The organism is Streptomyces sp. NPDC059169 (assembly GCF_042755225.1).
Classification (GTDB): Bacteria; Actinomycetota; Actinomycetes; order Streptomycetales; family Streptomycetaceae; genus Streptomyces.
Window position 1 is genome coordinate 93,286 of record NZ_JBHZCF010000010.1, and the last position, 19,292, is coordinate 112,577.

Genomic DNA, 19,292 nt, shown 5'->3' on the forward strand with positions numbered 1-19,292 from the left:
GCCGTATGGTCGAGGTTTCCGGTACGGAGGCTCTGTGGCTGCTTGGAGGCGCCGCCCAGGGGCGGCTGGTGTATGTCCAGCGTGAGAGCCCCGTCGTGCGGCCTGCCGTGCATCTCCTTCAGTACGGCCGTCTCATCGTCCGTACGCCCGCGCAGGCGGCTGCAGTCTCTGGCAGGGCCGTGTTCACCTACCAGGCGGACGAGATCCGCGTGCCCGAAGGCACCGGGTGGTCGGTGGCCGTCAGCGGGCCTGCCGAGGTCATCACCGACCCCGATGAGGCTGCCCACTACCGCCGAACGCTGCCCGGTTGGATCTACGGCCCGCATGACACCCTCATGCGGGTCCACCCGCAGACGGTGACGGGCTTCCAGCTGGCCCATGAGGAAGCCTGATGGCTTCTCGGGTCGGAGAGCTGCCCTACCGGCATGTGCTGACACTGCCCGCGATGGGGCTTGCCGTCCGGACGGCGCGCGAGAACACCGAACAGGTGATGGTCGAGTGGGGAATCAGCCGGCGGCACCCCGCCGTAGCCCCCGCCTTGCTGATCCTGAGCGAGTTGGTCACCAACAGCGTGCGGCACGCCGCGGCGTTGTCGCCGAACATCACCGTGATCTACGCAGGCGGCCCGGACGCCTTCGCCTTCGGCGTCCACGACCGCCATCCGTACCAGCCTGCCCTCCTGCCCGCCCGACTCGCCCACCGCGGGGGCCTGGCCACCGTCGTCGAACTCACCCTCGAACTCGGCGGCAGTGCGGTCGTACGTGCGGACGCGGACGGGCGGGGCAAGTGCGTCTGGATCACCCTTCCCTTGTGAGAACGAGAGAGCAACGACGGCCGGCGAGCGGCGCTACTCCAAGCGGCAGGACTCGTCCCGTCACTGTCGGGCGTGGCCGGTCGCGCGTCATGACGACGCCTTCGAGATCCCCAGTCGACGGGGCGCGGCGTGGCGGGGACCGCCGCATCCCGGCGACTGCCCGCGCACAGACCGTGCGGGTCAGTCGGAGCGCGTCTGGGCGTCCAGGGCGGTGTCCAGGTCAGGGTAGACGGCGATGGACGCGAGATGGTCGCCCCAGGTGTTCGTGGCCTCCAGGTGGTCAAGACCGCAGAACGCCAGTGAGCGTCCGCTGCTCCGTATCGCCGTGGCTGCCCGGAGGACGGCCAGCTCCCCTTCTGCACTCCACCCCAGAAGTTCAGCAAGGTCAACAATCACTGGCCCGGTGCTGCGGGCCACGACCCATCCGAATCCCTCCGAGAAGCGGCTGACTGCGTTGCTGCCGAGGAACCCGGCGACACTCATGACCGTCGCACCGCGTTGCTCCTCGACCCTCCAACTGATGCTCATCGGGTGGCTCAGCGCTCTCCGTCGGCAGGCTTGCGCCCCATGCGGGTTGTCGGCCGGATCCAACCGCGGTCGATGTCCATGCTCAGCAGGCGCTGATGTCCGCAGCGGGGACACGAGCCGTCCGTACCGGCGGCCGCCGGCAAGCACTTGAGGCGGCACGCGGGGCACTTGAGCAAGGCGCTTCCGCCACGCAGGCGTGGGATTCGCACACCGAACCTCCCTCTTCTTGACCTTCCTAATTGCTAATATTAGCAATTCCCGAGGTCATCATGTCGGTGGGAGGGCGCGAGGATGGCCCCATGGCGAAGAATCTTGGGTGGACGCGATGCACGGTGCTGATTCGGAAGGAACCGTCCGATCTCGTGCCGGCGTGCCCCGGAGTGGGGACGGTCCGGTGAGCACGCCGCTGTATCAACTGAAGGCGGAGTTCTTCAAGACACTCGGACATCCGGCCCGGATCCGTGTACTGGAACTGCTCAGCGAGCGCGAACATGCCGTCTCCGAGATGTTGCCCGAGGTCGGCGTGGAACCCGCCCACCTATCGCAGCAACTGGCAGTCCTGCGACGGGCCAACCTGGTCACGACCCGGCGGGAGGGCTCCGCGGTGTACTACTCGCTGGCCAACCCTCAGGTGGCAGAACTCCTGAAGGTTGCGCGGTCGATTCTGTCCGGAGTCTTGGCAGGCCAGGCCGAGCTGCTCGCAGATCTGCAGGGTGGGAGGCGGGAAGGTGAGCCGCCGACGTAGTCGGCCTCGCGCCGGCCGCCCTTCGGCGTACCCGAGCAGCGCTCGGTGCGGCGAGGGTGGCGGTCCCAACCCGTCCCCATCATCCCGGCACCGCTTTCGGTCACCGTCCACGGCCGCGTACTCATGACGTCGGACAGCCACCCTCAACGGAGGGCACGGGGATGTGTGATCACGCACGGGCAATCGATCCCGGGGGCGAGGTCCGGATGTGTTGGCCTGGAGGTTCGGCTGGCGAGGTCAGCCGACTCTGCCTCGGACGAGGGGCGTTGAGCGCTGGTCCGGAGGCGAGTGGGGCGCCGCGCGGAGCGGTCGGAGATCATGCCGGCGATCGACAGCTGGGTCTCGGCGCAGGAGGAGACGTCGGCACACCGTCCGCCCCGCCATCCGGGCCCCCTCGCCGGTCGACGCCCGGCAGGTCGACAGGATCACCGAGGGTCGCGCGACGACAATGCATCGAGGGCCGCGACCGTAAGGTCGAGGCCCTCGCTTCTGTGTCATAACGACGAGTGTCCGAGGGGGGACTTGAACCCCCACGCCCGATAAAGGGCACTAGCACCTCAAGCTAGCGCGTCTGCCATTCCGCCACCCGGACGAGGTGTTGTGTCGCTCCCGGGCTTGTGCCCCGCGGCGACACGGATAACTCTACCAGGGGTTCGAGGCGTCCTTGCACCGCATTTCTCGTGGTCAGTGGCGTGGGGCGCGCCCATGCCCCCCGCACGGTCGCGCCGGGGCGACCCTCCGCACGGAGAACACGGAAAGTGGCCGAGCGACCACTGGTAGTGCCGAATCGCTAGCCTCGCCACGTGAGCCGTGAGCACCCTCGTCGCAGGCCCCGCGCCCTGTCCCCGCTGCGGGAGCACCTGCGGGACACCTTCTGGTTCGCGCCCACGGTGGCGCTGGTCCTCGTCTTCGTGCTGTGGGTCCTGGCCGACGAGATCGATGCGTGGATCGTCGACTCGCTGCGGAGGGAGGGGGACTACGCGGACATCCGCGCCCTGGTGGGAATCGCCGAGGACGCAAAGACGATCATCACCACGATCAGTGCGGCGATGATGACCTTCATCGGCGTGGTTTTCAGTATCTCCCTCGTCGCCGTGCAGATGGCCGCCGGGAACTTCACGCCGCGCATCGTCCGGATCTTCATCAGGAGCAGGATCAGCAAGCTGACGTTCGCGGTGTTCCTGGCGACGTTCTTGCTGTCGCTCCTCGTCCTCACGTCGTACGAGACCGAGGCCGACCCCCGCGACGTGACGGCCGTGCCCCTAGTGCAGAGTGCCCTCACTCTCGCCATGGTCGGTCTCAGCGTGGTGCTGTTCATCGCGTACGTGACGCAGACGCTTCAGCTGATGAAGGTCGGGCCGGTGGTCGAGCGGATCACCAAGGAATCGTTCGGGGTGTTGGCGAAGATGCCCCTGTACGGGGCCGACGGTGCTTCGCTGCCCGACGAGGTAGCGCGACTGGACCACCAGGGGCGGGCGGGAGTCCTCAGGGACGTGCACATCGCACGGCTCGTGAGGGTGGCCCGGCGCAACGACGTGGTGTTGCGGCTCATCCCCAGGATCGGGGACTACCTGGTGCCGGGGATGCCCGTGCTCGCCGTGCACGGCAGGCGGGCGCCCGTCCTGACCGGGATCCGGCACGCGGTGTCCGTGGGGGCGGAGCGCACGTTCCACCAGGACCTCGGCTTCGGTCTGCGGCAACTGTCCGACATTGCGCTGCGCGCACTGTCGCCCGCCGTCAACGATCCGACGACCGCGGTGCAGTGTGTGGACCGGATCGTGGCCTTCCTGGCGGCGGTCGCCGACCGGCCGCTGGGAGCCGTGCACCACAGGGACGGACGGGGACGGGTCCGGCTCGTACAGAACGTGCCCGACTGGGCTCACCTGGTCGACCTGGGGTTGGCGGAAATCCGCGGGAGCGCGGCGGGCAATCCACAGATCTCCCGCCGTGTACTGGCGGGTCTGGACGACTTGCTGCTGCTCGCGCCACCCGACCGGCGTGAGCCATTGCTGCGGCACCGTACCCTCCTGGTCCAGGCCGTGGAGCGGACGGTGCCGGACGCCGCCGACCGGGGGTTCGCGTTGGAGCCGGACCGTCAGGGCATCGGATGACCGCCGACAGCCCCTGATCGGCCGCGGGGCGACGAAGGCGACCGAAGCGGTGCGCCTGCGTCCCCCGCCCGCACCGGCTGGTGGCCGCAGACCCAGGGTGGGGCACCGCAGCAGGCGACCGGGGCGCGGCGCTCGCCCTCCCGTGACCGCCTCCGTCGACTCCGGCGCCGCTAGGTGTATTGATCACGAGAGATGGCACCCCGCTTCCCGAAGCTGTTCACCGCGCTCTGACGCGCGAGCGGCCCCGGCCGGTTCAGCCTGTCGGTCGTGCGACCGGTCCCCCCGACACCGCCCCCACCAGTTCCGCGAGCGCCGCACCCAGCCGCTCCAGCCCCGGGCCGGCGCGGCCCCCCGGTTCCTCCATGTAGACGTCGCGGCGGATCTCGATCATCAGAGCGCTCACCCGGGGGTCCTTGCCGTAGAACTCCAGCGGCACGTACGTCCCCGCGAAGGGGCTGTCCAGCCCCGTACCGCCGAACTCCGCGAACGACCGCCGGGCCTGGGCGAGGAGCGCGACGGGCGTGTGGAAGGCGTCCGTCCCCAGGCAGATCGGCGGCCGCGACCCGCCGCCGTGGAGCTCGTACGGCAGCCGCCGGGTCGGGTACGAATGCACGTCGATGACGATGGCGCGCCCGGTCGCGGAGAGCCTGTCGGCGACGGCCACCGCCATCGCCGCCGCGTACGGGCGGAAGTAGCGCTCGAGCAACGGCTCGTGGTCCGTGCCGAGGGGGCGGAGCTCCTCGCGGTGGGTGGTCTGGGTGTAGACGGCGCCCATGCCGACCGCCAGCATCTCCTCGCGCTCGTCGGGGAACCGTTCGGGGTCGATGACCAGCCGGGACAGCCGGTTGACGAACTGCCACGGCCTGACGCCGGAGGAGGCGGAGGCCCGGGCGGCGATCTCCTCGGTGTGAGCGTCCGTGATGTGGTCCAACTCCCTTTGGAGCGCGCGGTCGTCCAACACGATGCCCCGTCGCACGTCCGTGGGGAGAGTGCGGGAAGAGTGCGGCACGTGCAGGATCACGGGGGAGCTTGCGGCGCCGGGGAGGAGTTGGAAGGTGGGGTTCATCGCTGTCTCCGTGCTGGCCGGCGGTACGTCGGCGGACGGCCGTGGTTGCAGCCGCGTTGGTACTCGAACGGTAGTCCCCTTGGGCCTGCCCTCCCGCCTACCAGCGCATGCGGGCGCTCTGCCCACCCCGGCAGCCGGTCCACCGCGATTCGTCACCCCTCGCCGGCGCGGACGGTGCCCGCGTCGTGCCCGAGGCACTGGTCGGTGCGGTGCGGTTGACGATCGGGCCGGCCCCCGTGCGCGTGGGCCTGTCGTGGGAACGGGGTGCGCCAGGTCGCCCCGTGGGACCCACCGTCTCGAGCGGTCCGCGGAGTCGGGGGCGTCGGGGGACCAGCGCCACGCGAGCTCCTGGCCGATCTTGGTGTTCTGCCGTCCGGCGCGGGGTGTTCTCCGCCGATCCGGCCCCCGCCGTCCAGGGTGCCGCTCCACCACGTTGTCAGCGGGGCCTGCCACGGGTGTGCGCCGGAGCGGGCCGGAGGAAGGGCCGCCCGCCCCGGTCCCTCTCGACCGGGGCGGGCGGCGCCGGTGAAGTCAGGCGCCAGGCGGTATGTGCCCCGGGCGGCCGTTGCCGCGGGTGAGGTGGTAGCCCCAGATGCCGGCCAGAGCGGCGAGGACCGCGCCGCCCGCCGTCCACAGCAGGCGGGACGACCACCGGCCCGAGGCCCAGCCGCCGTCGGGCTCGAGAGCGGGACCTGAGGCGGGCACCAGCGGGGTGGCGAGTGAGCCGTCCACTGCCGCGGCGCTCCCCGCGTCGGCCACGGAGACCTCCAGGGCGGTGTCGACCGACTCGCCGAGGTCCTCGGCGGGCGCGTCGACGACGGTGAGGCGCACGTAGTACGCGCCTGGCAGCGGGTCGTTGGCCGCGGGCTCGGACCAGGCCCGGACGGTGCGCAGCGCACAGGACAGCTCGATGCTCGAGGCCTCGGCGGGTGCCGCCTTGGCGTCGCTGCCGTAGCGGCACGCCTGGCGGCGGCGCAGTCCGTCGTACACGTCGAGCCGCCATGTGTGGTTGCCGTGCCGCGCCTTGGTGTCGGGGAGCTTCACCGTGGCCCGCACGGTCGCCTGCTGTGCCGCGTCGGCGGCGAACTGCCAGTACAGGTAGTCTCCCGCGGACGCCTGCGCCGTGGCTCGCTGTCCGGGGCGGACGACGGTGGCCGTGCGGAAGGACGTGCCCGCTTCGGTGGGTGCGGCGGCGTCCTCGCTCGTGGACGGCGACGGGGACGCCGCTGCGGCTGCTGCCGGGGCACCGAGGAGGGCCGAGGCCGCGCACAGTGTTGCTGCGAAAGTACGGACGGTACGCATCAGTTGGTCCTCCAGACTGCGATGCGCCAGCGTGAGGCCCAGCCCCAGAGCAGACCGGCGGCGAAGCCGGCGACGCCGAGTACGCCGAGCAGCCACCAGCCGCGGCCGAGACCGTAGAAGGCGACGTCGTCGGCGTCGTCGGGTCCGCCGACCACATCAAGCGTCAGTTCGACGGGCAGACCCGGGGCTGCCTTGACGTTGCCGGGCGCGGAGAAGGAGTTGCTCACCCGCAGGCAGACCGTCTCGGCGACGGGTTCGGCTTCGTCGGTGTCGGCCTTGGGATAGCGCAGCCCCGTCGAGATGACGTCGGTGCGGCCGTCCCCGGCGGCCTCGCCGCGGACGATCTCCCGCCCGTGGACGGTGGAGGCGCGCAGCATGACTCCGTAGTCACGGTTGACGGCTCGGTCGGCGGCGATGCTCACCGAGGCCCGCAGCTCCTGACCGGGCTCGAGCGCCACCCGGTACCAGCGGTGCTGACCGAAGGCCTCACGGTCGTTGTACAGGCCGGCCTTGAGCTGCGGGGCGGCGGCACAGCTGTCGGCGCCCTTGGTGGCGACCGGTGTGACGACCGGCTCAGCAGCCCGGTCCACCAACTGGTTGACCCGGTCGGACAGTTCCTCCTTGTGCTGTACGGAGGTGTACGTACCGCCCGTGGCCTCCGCGATGCACATCAACTGGGCGCGCATCTTGGCGTTGGGCACCAGCCCGAGCGTGTCGATGGTGATGTTGATGCCCCTGGCGGCGATTTCGCGGGCGACCTCGCAGGGGTCCAGCGGAGCGCAGGTGTCCTCGCCGTCGGTGATGAGGACGATCCGGCGGTTGGTGTTGCCGCCTTTCAGGTCGTCGGCGGCGCCGAGCAGGGCGGGTCCGATGGGCGTCCAGCCGGTCGGCACCAGGGTCGCCACCGCGGTCTTGGCGTCGGTACGGTCGAGTTCGCCGACGGGGTAGAGCGGCCGGGTGTCCTTGCAGCCCTGTTTCCGGTCGTCGCCCGGGTAGTTGGCGCCGAGGGTGCGTATGCCGAGCCGCACCTCGCCCGGCACGGCATCCAGGACGTCGTTGAAGGCCTGTTTGGCGGCGGACATCCGGGTCTGCCCGTCGATGTCGCGCGCCCTCATCGAACCGCTGACGTCAAGCACGAGTTCGACCTTGGGCGGTTCCTTCGCAACCGGTTCGTCGGCGGAATCGGCGAGGGCGGCCGCGGGGAGGAGGCCGCCGGTCAAGGTGACCAGCAGCGCGCCGCCGAGCGCGGCCGCCAGTCGCTTTCGTGTGATCATCGGCGGATCATAGTGAGCGGAACGAGCGCTGCCCAATTCGGCGGACGACGCGTGACTCGCTTGGGGGGTCCGGCGGCCGCGGCGGGGGAGCCGCTCGCGCGGGAGCGTCCGGATCGGTCGGGTGTCCCGGCCGCCGCAGGGCGGCGCGGGACTCCCCGGGAGGGTCGTGGTGGTCGAGCCGCCGGCCGGTGTGACCCTTGGGGCTGAGGGTGCGTCACGCACCGTCCGGTGTGGTGCGTGGACGTCTCGTCAGCGAGCGGGGTGCGGGGTGGCAGGGTCGAGGAGCACACCGGGGTTCAGGATCCCCGCCGGGTCGAGTGCCTGCTTCACCGCGCGGAGCGCGTGGGCGAACGGCTCGGGGCGCTGACCGTCGTAGCCCGGCCGGTGGTCCCTGCCGACGGCGTGGTGGTGGGTGACCGTCGCTCCGTGGCGGGCGAGGATCTGCATGGCCGCGGCCTTGATCTCGTCCCACATGGCGACTTCCGCACCACGCCGCCCCGGTGCGATGACCGTGAAGTACGGGGCGGTACCGTCGGGGTAGACGTGGGTGAAGCGGCAGTTGATCGTGCCCTCGGCGCCCGTGACGTTCCGCACGACGTCCCCCAGTTCACGGCGCACCGTCCGGTACAGCTCCGGCAGGCGGTCCCAGGTGCAGGCGGTCTCGAACGTCTCGGTGACCACGCTCATCCGCGCCAGCGCGTCCCGGAAGTAGGGCATGCGCAGGAACGCGGAACGCCAGGCGCCGGCGGCGGCGTCCTCGGAGCCCGGCGACGTCGGAGCGGGTGAACCGCCGTGGTCGCGGGTCAGGGCGACGAGCTCGGCGAGGCGCCCGTCCACGGGGGCGTGGGCCGACTCCGCACCGAGGACGAGTACGCTCTCGCCCTCGTGCGCCACGCCTGCCAGTGCGGCTTCGCCCGGGTCGAGCAGTCGGCAGTTGGCCGGGTGCAGGCCGGATTGTGCGATGCCGCGCACGGCGTTCATCGCCGAGTCGACGTCGTGGAACAGGACCGTGGTGGACGCCTTGTGTCGCGGGCGGTCCTGCAGGCGCATCCAAGCCTCCGTGATGACGCCGAGTGTGCCCTCCGAGCCGAGGAACAGTCGGTCGGGTGATGGACCGGCTCCCGAACCGGGCAGCCGCAGCGATTCGTTGACCCCGATGGGGGTGACCACGCGCAGGGACTCCACCAGATCGTCGACGTGGGTGTACAGCGTGGCGTAGTGGCCGCCGGCGCGCGTGGCCAACCAGCCGCCGAGGGTGGAGAATTGGAAGCTCTGCGGGAAGTGGCGCAGGGTGAGCCCGTGCGGCCGCAGTTGTGCTTCCAGTGCGGGTCCGAGGGTCCCTGCCTGGATCCGGGCCGCCCGGCTGATCGGGTCCACCTCCAGCACCCGGTCCAGGCGCGAGAGGTCCAGCGACACCACGCCGCGGTGGTGGTCCGCGCGGTATTCGACTCCGCCGACCACCGAACTGCCCGCGCCGTAGGGAACGACGGCGACGTCCGCGTCCGCCGCCCAGTCCAGGACGTCGACCACGTCCTGCTCGGTGCGGGGGAAGGCCACCTGGTCGGGGGCCGCCGCGAGGTCTCCGTGGAGTGCCCTGACCACGTCGCGGTACGCCTTGCCATAGGTGTGCGAGGCCCGGTCCCACGGCGTGGCCGACAGCTGCGGGGCGAGGGCGCGCGGCGGGTCGACGCGCACCTTGGGCAGTTCGAGGGCGCAGAGGTCGGGCACCGGCAGCGGGGTGTCCGCGGAGCCCGGGACGAGCCCGGCGAGTGCGGTGCATTCGCCGTCCTGAAGCGCCTCGTCCACGGTGCCCCAGCCCCACCAGGAACGATCGCCGGGGGAGGGGGGCGGGGGCCCGGGTGTGGTGCGGTCGGCCATGATGTGACCTCTCGGTAATTTACCTCTTGGTAAGTTACTGCAACGTATAGTCCTCTCCATGACCTCTGCAAGAGCCTCTGCCACGCCGGATCCGGTCGAGCCCGCCCCGCCGTCCGGTGGCACCCCGGGAAGCGCCGCGGCAGGCGGGCGCGGCGCCGGCACCAAGGGGGTCCCACGGGCCCGCCGCGAGGAGCAGATCGTGGCCGCAGCGCTGGAGGAGTTCGGCAGGCGCGGATACGCCGCCGCGTCGATGGCCGCGATCGCACGGCGCGTGGGGGTGACCAAGCCGATGCTCTACACGTACTTCGGCTCCAAGGACGGCCTCTACGCGGCCTGCGTCGAGCGGATCGGCACCCGCCTCCTCGCGGCGATCGACGGGGTCATGGCGTCCGGACCGTCCGGAGACCGGCTGCCCCACGCGGTCCTCACCGCCGTCTTCGCGGCACTGGAGGAGCAGCGGCACGCCTGGTTCGTGCTGTACGACCGGACGCTGCCGCACGGTTCCGGTCCGTGGCGGGCCGCGCGTCGCCATCGAGCCGCCATCGACGACCTGGCGGCATCCGGAACTGCCGCGCTGCTCCGCGGCCAGGGCAATGACGACGCCCTCGACGCGGACGCGCTCAAGTACGTGTGGACGGGGACGGTCAGCGCCCTGGTCGGCTGGTGGATCGCCCATCCGGACCTGTCGAGCGACGAGATGAGCGCACGTTGCGAACGTCTGCTCTCGGCCGTTCGCGGTGGTGCCTGAGCAGGTGTGCGCGGCTGATCGAGCGACGTCGACCCTCGGGTGTGCAGGACGGCCCCGGAGCGCGCCCCTCGGCCTCGGGCCCGCCCAGGTGCAGTCATGCCGGGGGTGTTGGACCCCTCCAGGAGCCAGAAGTCGTTTTTCCCCCAGGGGTTGAGGGGCACCCGCCGGGCGTGCGCGTCAGGGCGCGGGTTCGGGTTCGTCGCTTGATCGAGCAGGAGGGCCAGGGGCATCGTGGCCCCCACTCGCCGGGGCGCCCACGGCACCGGGCGCCGGACTCGTCTCTGACACGTGGGCGTCGCCGCCCACGCCGGGGCGTCACATCGCCGCGCCGAAGGCCTGTGTCCACCAGGGGCCGCCCGACCCGTCGTGGATGCCCACGCCGAGTTCCTTGAACGAGCAGTTGAGGATGTTCGCCCTATGGCCGGGGCTGTTCATCCACGAGTCCATCACCGACGAGGGAGACTGCTGACCCCTCGCTATGTTCTCGCCGTACGTGCTCCACTGGTAGCCGGCCGCGGTGATCCGGTCACCGGGGTCGGATCCGTCCGGGTTGGTGTGGTCGAAGAAGCCGCGCGCGGCCATGTCGTCGGAGTGGCGCTGCGCGGCCGTCGCCAGCTTGTCGTTGCTGCGCAGCGGACCGCATCCGGCCTTGGAGCGCTCGGTGTTGACGAGGCCGAGGACCTGCTGCGCCCTGCTGCCGCCCGTGACGGGCGGCGGGTCGGCCTGCTCCGGCTTCGGCTTGGGCGTCGGCTTGGGCGTCGGCTTGGCCGTCGAGGGTTTCGGGGCGGGCTTCGGCGACTTGCTGGGGGTGGGCTTCGGCGACGGCGACGGCGACGGGGACGTGCTGGGCGACGGCGTCGGTGCGGGGCTTGGGGAGGAGGGGAGCAGCGGCGAAGCCGGTGCCGCCGCCACGGGGGTCGGCTTGTCCACGTCCGGCGGCGCGGTGAGGAGGTGGACGGCACCGCCGCCGCAAACGAGTGCGGCGACCGCCGCGGCCACGTACGCCGTGCGCCGACGGCGTAGGCCGCGTGCTCGCCGCGCCTCCACGCGGGTGCCCGTCGGGGAGGCCGCCGATGCCGTGGAACTCGCGTCCGGGGCAGAGGCCGTGGCCCCGTCCGGGGTCCGTGCGGACCCCGCTGCGACCAGGTGTGGTGCCTGGGCGAACTGGCTGAGCGCGGCAGCCGCCGCCACCGGCACGAGCGCCAGTCCGACGAGCAGGCCCTCGGCGGGCACCAGACCGGACCAGTGCCCCGAACAGACCGTGCATCCGCGGGCGTGGCGGGCCAGGCGCTTGCGCCAGAGGGCCGAGGGTATGCCGTCCCAGCTGGCGATGATCGGCTCCAACAGCACGCAGCGGGGATCCGCCGACAGTGCACGGACCACGACGCGCGCCGTTTCCAGCTGGGCCTTCATCCGCTGCACCCGTACCGCGGTGTGCTGTGGGGTCAGCTCCAGCGCGTTGGCGACCTCCGCCCGCGAGAGCACCTCGGCGGCCTCCAACCACCACAGGGAGAGCAGGGCCCGGTCGTCCTCGTCCAGCCAGCGGGTGGCCTCGGCGACTTCGCGGCGCTGGCCGGAGAGCCCGAGTTGGGTGATGGTGAGGTCCACGAAGTCCGCACCGGGGTCGACGACGTCGTACGCGTCCTCCAAGCCGTCGCCGGTGGGTATCGCACCGGCGGTTCGCTCCCGCCAGTGGCTGCGTATCTGGTTCATCGTGATGGCGACGAGCCAACTTCGGAAGTTGTCGGGGCTGCGCAGCCCGTCCAGACCGCCGAGGACGCGCAGCATGGTTTCCTGCACCACGTCGTCCACGTCCGCGTGGCCGTTCAAGGCCCTGCCGACGATGTTGTAGACCAGCGGAAGGTATTCGGCGATGAGGCGGTCCTGCGCCTGCTGGTCCCCGGCCTGGGCCGCCATGATCGTCGCGGCGTCGCGTTCGCTGCTCACGCTGTGTCCACTCTCTCTCAGAACTCGGGCCTGTCCTCCGACACCTGGGAGACGCGCGGGCCTCCGCACCGATAACAGGAATGTCTCAGTCGGATTCGACGACCGATCCGATACCCAGGTCGGGACCGGTTCCGGCGGCCCGCGCGCCGGCCGCCCCCGGAGCGGTCGCGGCCAGCGGATAGCCGAGCGCGGGGACGTCCGGCAGCGCCAGGTCCGGCCGCCAGGCGTGGAGCACCGCAGCCGAGGGCATGAACAGGTCGGACGGGAGGGACTCGGGCCGGTGCCACTGCCAGCGCGCGATCTTGTCCGGCTCGGTCACCTCCGGAGCGCCCTCGACCTCTGTGACCAGTCCTGCCGCGGAGACCCGAGGTAGCCCCCGTTCGCCGTCCAACACCACGGCGCAGACCCGCACGTCCTCCGCGCGCACCCGGAGCGTCGTCTCCTCCGCCAGCTCCCGGGCTCCCGCCTGCTCGAAGCTCTCACCGGCGTCGACCTTGCCGCCCGGCAGCTCCCAGCGACCGTCGTGCGCGAGTCCGAGGAGGACGCGGCCGGTCGGATCGAGGACGATCATGCCGACCCCGGTCAGCCCGTTCGGTGCGGGGAAGGCGCGCGCGGGGCGCTCGGACGTCCGCCCGTCCGCGGTGTGGCTGGGGGAGCGGGTCACTGTCTGCCTCCGGTCGTTCGGCCGCGACCGGCCGGGCGCGGTGGTGACCGATCGTACGGACCGGTACGGGTGGCCGCTGTGACCCACCCGGCATAGCGTGCTCTGCGGGGGGACCGGCCGCCGGAGGTACCGTCATGAAGTCGTCCAAACCCGTCACCGGCGGTCCGTGCTGGGCCGAAGTCGGCACCGCGGACATGCCGGGGGCGCAGGCCTTCTACGGCGCGGTCTTCGGCTGGCGCACGGTCACCGACCCGCGGGCGGAAGCCGGCGGCTACACCATCGCCCGCGTCGGTGAGTTCGCCGTGTGTGCGCTCACCCCGCTCCTGCAGGCGGGTCAGCCCGCGGCGTGGACGGTGTCCTTCGCGACGAACGACACGGACGCGGCCGCGGCTGCGGTCACAGATGCCGGCGGCCGTTTGCTCACCGGCCCGATGGAGGTCTTCGAGGAAGGCCGTTTCGCGATCGTGGCCGATCCCGAAGGGGCGGTGTTCTCGCTGTGGCAGGGTCGGGCCTTCGGCGGCGCTGAACTGCTGCGTGCGCCGGGTGCGCTGGGCTGGGTGGAGTTGCTGACGCGTGACCCCGCGGAGGCGGGGCGTTTCTACCCCGCGGTCTTCGGCTGGAGCGTGAGTGGCTCCGAGCAGTACACGGAGTGGGCCATCGGCGGCGAGGAGTTCGGCGGCATGCTGACGATGGGCGACGAGCGGTTCCCACTCGGGACTCCGGCGCACTGGATGCCGTACTTCGAGGTGACGGACGTGCGGGCGACCGGCCGCACGGCAGCGGGTGCGGGTGGCGGCGTCCTCATGGAGCCGATGGAAATACCGGACGGGCTGCGCATCGCGGTGCTCCACGATCCGCAGGGCGCGGCGTTCGGGATCTACGCACCGCCCGCCGCGCGGCCCTGACGGGGACGGCCGTCCCTTCCGGAGAATGGGGGGGTGGATCGCCGGTGGCGAGCTGCCGGCGAGGGACCCGCCGCCCCCCGTCGAGCCCGGATCGCGGAGCCCGGAGGCGTGGATGCGGACGGTGCTCGGCGTGCTCCTTCAGCGATCCCCGGCCCGGTTCTCGACATCGAGCGGGCAGCCCGGTCCGCCCGCGTTCCGCCCGGGTACCCGCGGGCTGGCCGGGCTTTCGCGTGCCTCGGGCTCCCGTGTGCTGCTGAACCCGTGCCGTGCCCACGCAGGGGCGATGCCGGTGATCTGGCAGACCATGAGGTAGAGGGGAATGGGCGGGGTGTAGGCGAAGGCGGAGTCGGGCCGGTGGATCAGACGGGGCGCCGTCGCGTACGTTCCGTGGCCGGACCGCACCGGTACGTAGGCGCCGCGGGAGTAATGGGCGGGAAGCGGCCAGGGCAGGTCCAGGTCGGAGCCGGAGGGGACGATCCACCACCACCAGTCCGCATCCGCGTAGACACAGCCCGTGTGCGGCATCCTGGCGAGGAGGCGGACGCCGTGCCCCGCCGGGAGGCCGACCGCATCGCAGCCGAGGGTCGCCGACAGCCCGGGGGGTACGTCCAGGCGCTGCTGCTCCTTGCTCATCCCGTGCCTGCGGGAGAGTAGACCGGTCACGGTCCTCAGCATGGACGTCCCGTGCTGAGCGCCAGCTCCGCCCAGACGATGCGGCCGGGTCCCGGGTTCGCGTCGTGCGCACCCCACGCACTGGTCACCGTATCCACCAGGAGGAGTCCGCGTCCGTGTTCGTCGTCGGAGAAGCGGCGCAGCCGCGGCTCGCCCGACGGGCTGCCCTGGTCCTGCACCGCGATCCGCAACTGGTCCTGTGCGCTCCGCAGTTCGCACAGCACTCGCTCGCTCGCGGTGTGGACGACCGCGTTGGTGAACAGTTCCGAGGCGACCAGGGCGACGGTGTCGAGGAGCTCGCCACCCAGTCCCCACCGCAGCATCCGCTCGCGTATGAGGCGGCGGGCGCGCGCGACCGAATCGGTGCGGCCGGGCAGCTCGAACCCGAAGCGGTGGATCGTGGGCACCGGGAACGGGTCCACGGACACGGGCTTGAGCGTGTTACCAGGAGCCACGACCAATCCTTAACGATGGGGAAGCAGTGCCGGACGTGCCTCTCCGGGAGCAGGGCGCGGCAGCCTCGTGAACCGGTTCACCGGGACACTCTTCCCCTGAACGCGCCACTTGGCAAGAGGCACTCTGGAAATTGCAGAGTGTCATGTCCTCGGGAAGGTTGCATGGCACACTCGTGGTGACATCGAGAACAGCGCGTCGGGGAGGTCTGTAGTGAGCGAGCCGCGGTCCGCCCCCACCGTGGGGCAGGTCGTCCTCGGCAAGCAGCTGCAGGACCTGCGCGAGCGCGCGGGTCTGAAGCGTGAAGCCGCCGCCAAGGTCCTCCGGGTCGCCCCGGCCACCATCCGGCGGATGGAGACCGCAGAGGTCGCACTGAAAATCCCTTACGTGCAGGTGCTGTTGAGGGCCTACGGCGTCGCGGACGACGAAGCCGAACGCTTCGTCCAGCTCGCCGAGGAGGCCAACAAGCCCGGGTGGTGGCAGCGGTTCCACGACGTGCTGCCCGGCTGGTTCAGCATGTACGTAAGCCTGGAGGGCGCGGCGAGCCTCATACGGGCGTACGAACCGCACTTCGTTCCGGGCATCCTCCAGACCGAGGAGTACGCGCGCGGCGTCATGCGCAGCGGGGCGCTCGGTGCCACCAGCGCGGACGACATAGAACGCCACGTCGCCCTGCGCATGGAACGGCAAGGACTGCTCGGCAGGTCCGACGCACCCAGATTCTGGGTGATCATGGACGAGACCGTGCTGCGCCGACCGGTGGGCGGCCCGCAGGTGATGCGGGCCCAGCTCGACCAGCTGCTCCGGGCCGCGGAGTTGCCCAACGTCACCTTGCAGATCGCGGAGTTCGCGACCGGTCCGCACCCCGGTACCTACGGACCGTTCGTGCTCTTCCGGTTCGCCATGGCCGAACTGCCCGAAATGGTCTACAGCGAGTACCTGACCGGCGCGGTCTACCTCGACGCGCGTCCTGAAGTGGCCTCGCACCTGGAGGTCATGGACCGCATGGCGGCCCAGGCCGCCACCGCACAACGCACGAAGGACATCCTGCGGGGTGTCCGCAAGGAGCTGTGAATGGATCGCATATACAACGGCATGCCCGCCCGGGAGCTCGGTACGGAGGGCTGGCACAAGCCGTGGAGCGGTGGCAACGGCGGCAACTGCTTCGAGGCCATGAAGCTGGCTGACGGCAGGGTCGCGGTGCGCCACTCGGCCGACCCTGAAGGCCCCGCCCTCATCTACACCCACGGCGAGATCGCCGCCTTCATCCAGGGGGCCAAGTCCGGGCAGGCGGACTTCCTCCTGACATGATGCGATCCGAACTGATCGGGATTCAATTCCACTACAGAGAAACGCTGTTACGTTCGTCAACCCGTCGCTCACCGTCGCAGACCACTGGAGAGGCCAGATGACCGGGCAAGAGCCCACCGCCGTACACATCGACACCAGCAAGCCCCATCCGGCTCGCATGTACGACTGGTTCCTCGGGGGCAAGGACAACTACCCGGTCGACGAGGAGATGGCCAGGCAACTCCTCGCCCTCGATGCGCGCGGACGCGACATGGCGCGGGTCAACAGGGCCTTCATGCACCGCGCCACCCGGTGGCTCGGCGCGAACGGCGTGCGCCAGTACCTCGACATCGGCACCGGTATCCCGACCGAGCCCAACCTCCACCAGATAGCCCAGGACGTCGCCCCCGAGTCCCGCGTCGTCTACTGCGACAACGATCCCATCGTGCTCGCACACGCCGAGGCGCTGCTGCGCAGCACCCCGGAAGGCGCCACCGAGTACATCCAGGCCGACGCCCGCGATCCCGAGGCCATCCTGGACGCGGCCGGCAAGGTCCTCGACTTCGAGCGGCCGATCGCCCTGTCGCTGCTCGCGCTGCTGCACTTCGTCGACGACGAGGACGGTGCGTACGAGCTGGTGGAGCGGTTGGTCCGGCAGCTCGCCCCGGGGAGCCACCTCGTGCTCTCCCAGACGACGGGCGACTTCGATCCGGAAAAGGCGGCCACGGCCCGGGAGATGTACCGGGACCGGGGGCTCACCCTGCGCCCGCGCACGCGCGCCGAGTTCACCCGGTTCTTCGACGGTCTCGAGCTCGTCGACCCGGGAGTGTCGCTGACCGCCGACTGGCACCCGGAACTGGGCCAAGCCGTCGCCGTGACGGGTGATGACCCCATCCCCGGCTACGCGGGCGTCGCCCGGGTCGTCTGATCAGCCGCTGGGGAGCAGGGTGACGAAGAAGGACGTCGCCCTGCTGACGTTGCCGGATGTGTCGATCGTCCGTTGCTCCACGGTATGGGTACCGAACTGCGGCGTGGCGTCGTCCCAGGGCACGGCGCGGGGGGTGCCGAGCTTGCCGTAGACGAGGCCGTCGACGGTCGTGCCGCCCGGCGTGAAGAGGAACGGCGCGTCGGCGTCCGTGGGCCAGCCGTAGTACGTGTACCAGCCGTCGCCGTCCACCCTGAACTGCGAGACGACCGGGCCAGGTTGGTCATCGCGGGAGATTAGCCGCAGGGTGAAGGGGCCGTCGTAGACGTACTCCGGTGGCCGACCCGGTCGGTGCACCGTCCGCAGCGGACGGGACAGCTCGTACGCCCCGGCCGCCGGGGTTGCGTCCACCGTCCACCGCAGCACCCCGGGCGAGCCGCCGACGGTGGCGGTCAGTGTGTGTGTCCCCGGGTGCATCCGCAGTGTGCCGAGGTCCAGATCGCGATCATTTCCGGGACGGGGGAGCGGACGTCCGTCGAGCGCCCAGTGGACGGCCGGCGAGCGGTCGGTGGGATGCGTCGTGTCGGCGTACACGACGGACGAGGCCCCGACCGGACTCCCGGTGGCGGTGTGTCCGGTGAAGGCCGGGGACACGGGCGCGCGTGGTGTGCGTACGGAGGTGTCCACCGTCCAGTCGACCGTTCGGGTCAGTGCGGCCGAGGCGCGCAGGGCCGGGTCCCGGACGAACGGGGTCGGGTCGCTGACCGTGGCCGTCAGCTGGTGGGTGCCGGGGGACAGTCCCAGTCGCCGCAGATCGAGGGTGCGGGCGCCGTGCGTGCGGGGCAGCGCGCGTCCGTCGAGCCGCCAGGAGACGCTGAGTTCGCCGCCCACGGGATGCAACGTCTCGACCCAGACCGTGCGGTCGGCCCCGATCGGTGCGGTGTTCGGGGCGTGGTCCTGGACCAGGTTCACCTTGGCGGAGATCGCGCCGACCATCACCTCCCGCTCCACCTGGTCGAAGGCGTAGCCCAGACTCTTCATGATCGAGTGCTTGCTGGGCCGCCAAACGCCCCTGGTGCTGTACAACCCGCCCTCGTACCGGCCGATCACACCGCCGGACTCGCTCTCCTCGCCCAGCCAGCGCCACCACTTGGCGCGGCGGTCGCGCATCTGCTCCTCGGTGAGGAGCGTGTGGTGCAGCGAGGAGGGCTCGTCCCCGGAGTAGGTGTCGCCGGGTATCCCGCGGGCGTAGTAGTCGTACTCGTCCTGCAGCCGGCCCAGCGAGTGGCCGATCTCGTGCGGTGTGATGAGCGAGGACAGTGCGTTGCCGCCGGACGCAGTGGCGTACGTACCTCCCGCGCCGCCGTAAGTGTCGCTGTTCGCGAGTGCCACGACCTGGCGGTTGGTGCTCGTGGTGCCGGGGACGAGGTCGGCGAGCGCCGTGGCGGCGCGGGAGTCGACGGTGAGCAGCCGCTGCACCCCGTCCTGGTCGCAGCCACCCCAGAACCCCATGTCCAGGGGGGTGTTGCGGCGCGGGGCGTCCAGGGAGGGGTCGCAGTCGACTCCTGACTCGGGAGACGGTACCTCCACCGCCCAGACGTTGACGTAACTGCGGTACGACGCGAACGGTTCGATGCTCCAGAGCATGCCGAGGTGCCTTCCGACGTCGGCGCGGAACTCGCCCAGCTCGTCGACGGTGTAGCCGTCGCCGAGGAAGACGAGGTTGAAGCGCTTGTCGGTCGGCCCCGTGGTCTGCACGGGTACGACCCTGGCGTGCTCGTTCACCGGCTCGGCGACGGCCGCCGAAGCGGACGGGGTCGCGCCGAGGAAACCGGACGAGAGGAGGGCGCCCGCGATGCCGAGCGCCACCGCTCTGGGGAGACGTGTGCCGGATGTGTCCATGCGGCCGGAGCGTAGGGCCGTGGCCAAATCGCCGTAAAGACAGCAGAGTTGGCCATCGCTCCATCGGA

The 19,292-nt window shown here is 71.1% G+C and carries 19 protein-coding genes and 1 tRNA gene; 9 read left to right on the plus strand and 11 right to left on the minus strand.

The window, feature by feature from the left end; translation table 11 throughout:
• Nucleotides 1-5 precede the first annotated feature (5 nt).
• On the plus strand, nucleotides 6-392 hold the full coding sequence (locus tag ACFXOM_RS19885; RefSeq protein WP_384930966.1) for a pyridoxamine 5'-phosphate oxidase family protein: 387 nt from the start codon (nucleotides 6-8) through the stop codon (nucleotides 390-392).
• Nucleotides 392-814, plus strand: coding sequence for an ATP-binding protein (locus ACFXOM_RS19890; protein ID WP_384930818.1), 423 nt, complete (start codon nucleotides 392-394; stop codon nucleotides 812-814). Before ACFXOM_RS19885 ends, ACFXOM_RS19890 begins: the two co-directional genes overlap by 1 nt.
• 180 nt (nucleotides 815-994) lie before the next feature.
• On the opposite strand, the gene ACFXOM_RS19895 is transcribed toward ACFXOM_RS19890, so the two are convergent.
• Nucleotides 995-1,342 (minus strand): anti-sigma factor antagonist, encoded by a 348-nt coding sequence (locus ACFXOM_RS19895; RefSeq protein ID WP_384930815.1) that lies wholly within the window; start codon nucleotides 1,340-1,342, stop codon nucleotides 995-997.
• 394 nt (nucleotides 1,343-1,736) lie between these two features.
• On the opposite strand from ACFXOM_RS19895, the gene ACFXOM_RS19900 reads away from it, so the two are divergent.
• A complete protein-coding gene (locus ACFXOM_RS19900; protein WP_384930811.1) occupies nucleotides 1,737-2,087 on the plus strand; it encodes an ArsR/SmtB family transcription factor in 351 nt (116 codons plus the stop codon).
• A 507-nt stretch (nucleotides 2,088-2,594) separates the two neighbouring features.
• Here the strand turns inward: ACFXOM_RS19900 and ACFXOM_RS19905 are convergent.
• Nucleotides 2,595-2,679 (minus strand) — tRNA-Leu (locus tag ACFXOM_RS19905).
• A gap of 211 nt (nucleotides 2,680-2,890) precedes the next feature.
• Here ACFXOM_RS19905 and ACFXOM_RS19910 point away from each other — a divergent pair.
• The gene (locus ACFXOM_RS19910; RefSeq protein ID WP_384930808.1) at nucleotides 2,891-4,198 is read left to right on the plus strand and encodes a DUF2254 domain-containing protein; all 1,308 of its coding nucleotides are present in this window, start codon (nucleotides 2,891-2,893) and stop codon (nucleotides 4,196-4,198) included.
• Between the two features lie 253 nt (nucleotides 4,199-4,451).
• Here ACFXOM_RS19910 and ACFXOM_RS19915 read toward each other — a convergent pair whose 3' ends face one another.
• The 4 genes from ACFXOM_RS19915 to ACFXOM_RS19930 all read right to left on the minus strand — a co-directional run bounded on the left by ACFXOM_RS19915 (nucleotide 4,452) and on the right by ACFXOM_RS19930 (nucleotide 9,718).
• Nucleotides 4,452-5,264, minus strand: coding sequence for an N-formylglutamate amidohydrolase (locus ACFXOM_RS19915; protein WP_384930806.1), 813 nt, complete (start codon nucleotides 5,262-5,264; stop codon nucleotides 4,452-4,454).
• A 531-nt stretch (nucleotides 5,265-5,795) separates the two neighbouring features.
• Entirely contained in the window at nucleotides 5,796-6,566 is a 771-nt protein-coding gene (locus tag ACFXOM_RS19920) for a hypothetical protein (protein ID WP_384930804.1), read from the minus strand.
• Nucleotides 6,566-7,840, minus strand: coding sequence for a VWA domain-containing protein (locus tag ACFXOM_RS19925; protein ID WP_384930801.1), 1,275 nt, complete (start codon nucleotides 7,838-7,840; stop codon nucleotides 6,566-6,568). The genes ACFXOM_RS19920 and ACFXOM_RS19925 overlap by 1 nt, the downstream gene beginning before the upstream one ends.
• A gap of 249 nt (nucleotides 7,841-8,089) precedes the next feature.
• Nucleotides 8,090-9,718, minus strand: coding sequence for an FAD-binding oxidoreductase (locus tag ACFXOM_RS19930; RefSeq protein ID WP_384945819.1), 1,629 nt, complete (start codon nucleotides 9,716-9,718; stop codon nucleotides 8,090-8,092).
• A 58-nt stretch (nucleotides 9,719-9,776) separates the two neighbouring features.
• On the opposite strand from ACFXOM_RS19930, the gene ACFXOM_RS19935 reads away from it, so the two are divergent.
• Entirely contained in the window at nucleotides 9,777-10,466 is a 690-nt protein-coding gene (locus tag ACFXOM_RS19935; RefSeq protein WP_384930795.1) for a TetR/AcrR family transcriptional regulator, read from the plus strand.
• 315 nt (nucleotides 10,467-10,781) lie between these two features.
• On the opposite strand, the gene ACFXOM_RS19940 is transcribed toward ACFXOM_RS19935, so the two are convergent.
• On the minus strand, nucleotides 10,782-12,413 hold the full coding sequence (locus tag ACFXOM_RS19940; protein ID WP_384945817.1) for a sigma-70 family RNA polymerase sigma factor: 1,632 nt from the start codon (nucleotides 12,411-12,413) through the stop codon (nucleotides 10,782-10,784).
• An 85-nt stretch (nucleotides 12,414-12,498) separates the two neighbouring features.
• Nucleotides 12,499-13,077 (minus strand): NUDIX hydrolase, encoded by a 579-nt coding sequence (locus ACFXOM_RS19945; RefSeq protein WP_384945815.1) that lies wholly within the window; start codon nucleotides 13,075-13,077, stop codon nucleotides 12,499-12,501.
• Nucleotides 13,078-13,211: 134 nt separating this feature from the next.
• Between ACFXOM_RS19945 and ACFXOM_RS19950 the strand changes: the two genes are divergently transcribed.
• Complete coding sequence (locus tag ACFXOM_RS19950) at nucleotides 13,212-13,982, plus strand: VOC family protein (protein ID WP_384930786.1); 771 nt, start codon at nucleotides 13,212-13,214, stop codon at nucleotides 13,980-13,982.
• Nucleotides 13,983-14,120: 138 nt separating this feature from the next.
• On the opposite strand, the gene ACFXOM_RS19955 is transcribed toward ACFXOM_RS19950, so the two are convergent.
• Nucleotides 14,121-14,657 (minus strand): hypothetical protein, encoded by a 537-nt coding sequence (locus ACFXOM_RS19955; protein WP_384930783.1) that lies wholly within the window; start codon nucleotides 14,655-14,657, stop codon nucleotides 14,121-14,123.
• Nucleotides 14,651-15,109, minus strand: coding sequence for an ATP-binding protein (locus ACFXOM_RS19960; protein ID WP_384930782.1), 459 nt, complete (start codon nucleotides 15,107-15,109; stop codon nucleotides 14,651-14,653). The genes ACFXOM_RS19955 and ACFXOM_RS19960 overlap by 7 nt, the downstream gene beginning before the upstream one ends.
• Before the next feature lie 211 nt (nucleotides 15,110-15,320).
• Between ACFXOM_RS19960 and ACFXOM_RS19965 the strand changes: the two genes are divergently transcribed.
• The 3 genes from ACFXOM_RS19965 (at nucleotide 15,321) to ACFXOM_RS19975 (ending at nucleotide 17,325) form a co-directional block, all read left to right on the plus strand.
• Nucleotides 15,321-16,181 (plus strand): helix-turn-helix domain-containing protein, encoded by an 861-nt coding sequence (locus ACFXOM_RS19965; RefSeq protein WP_385038641.1) that lies wholly within the window; start codon nucleotides 15,321-15,323, stop codon nucleotides 16,179-16,181.
• Nucleotides 16,182-16,418: a DUF397 domain-containing protein gene (locus ACFXOM_RS19970; protein WP_384930777.1), complete on the plus strand. Its 237-nt coding sequence runs from the start codon at nucleotides 16,182-16,184 to the stop codon at nucleotides 16,416-16,418.
• A gap of 97 nt (nucleotides 16,419-16,515) precedes the next feature.
• On the plus strand, nucleotides 16,516-17,325 hold the full coding sequence (locus ACFXOM_RS19975) for an SAM-dependent methyltransferase (RefSeq protein WP_384930774.1): 810 nt from the start codon (nucleotides 16,516-16,518) through the stop codon (nucleotides 17,323-17,325).
• Here the strand turns inward: ACFXOM_RS19975 and ACFXOM_RS19980 are convergent, their stop codons facing one another.
• Entirely contained in the window at nucleotides 17,326-19,224 is a 1,899-nt protein-coding gene (locus tag ACFXOM_RS19980) for a M64 family metallopeptidase (protein ID WP_384945813.1), read from the minus strand.
• Nucleotides 19,225-19,292 lie beyond the last annotated feature (68 nt).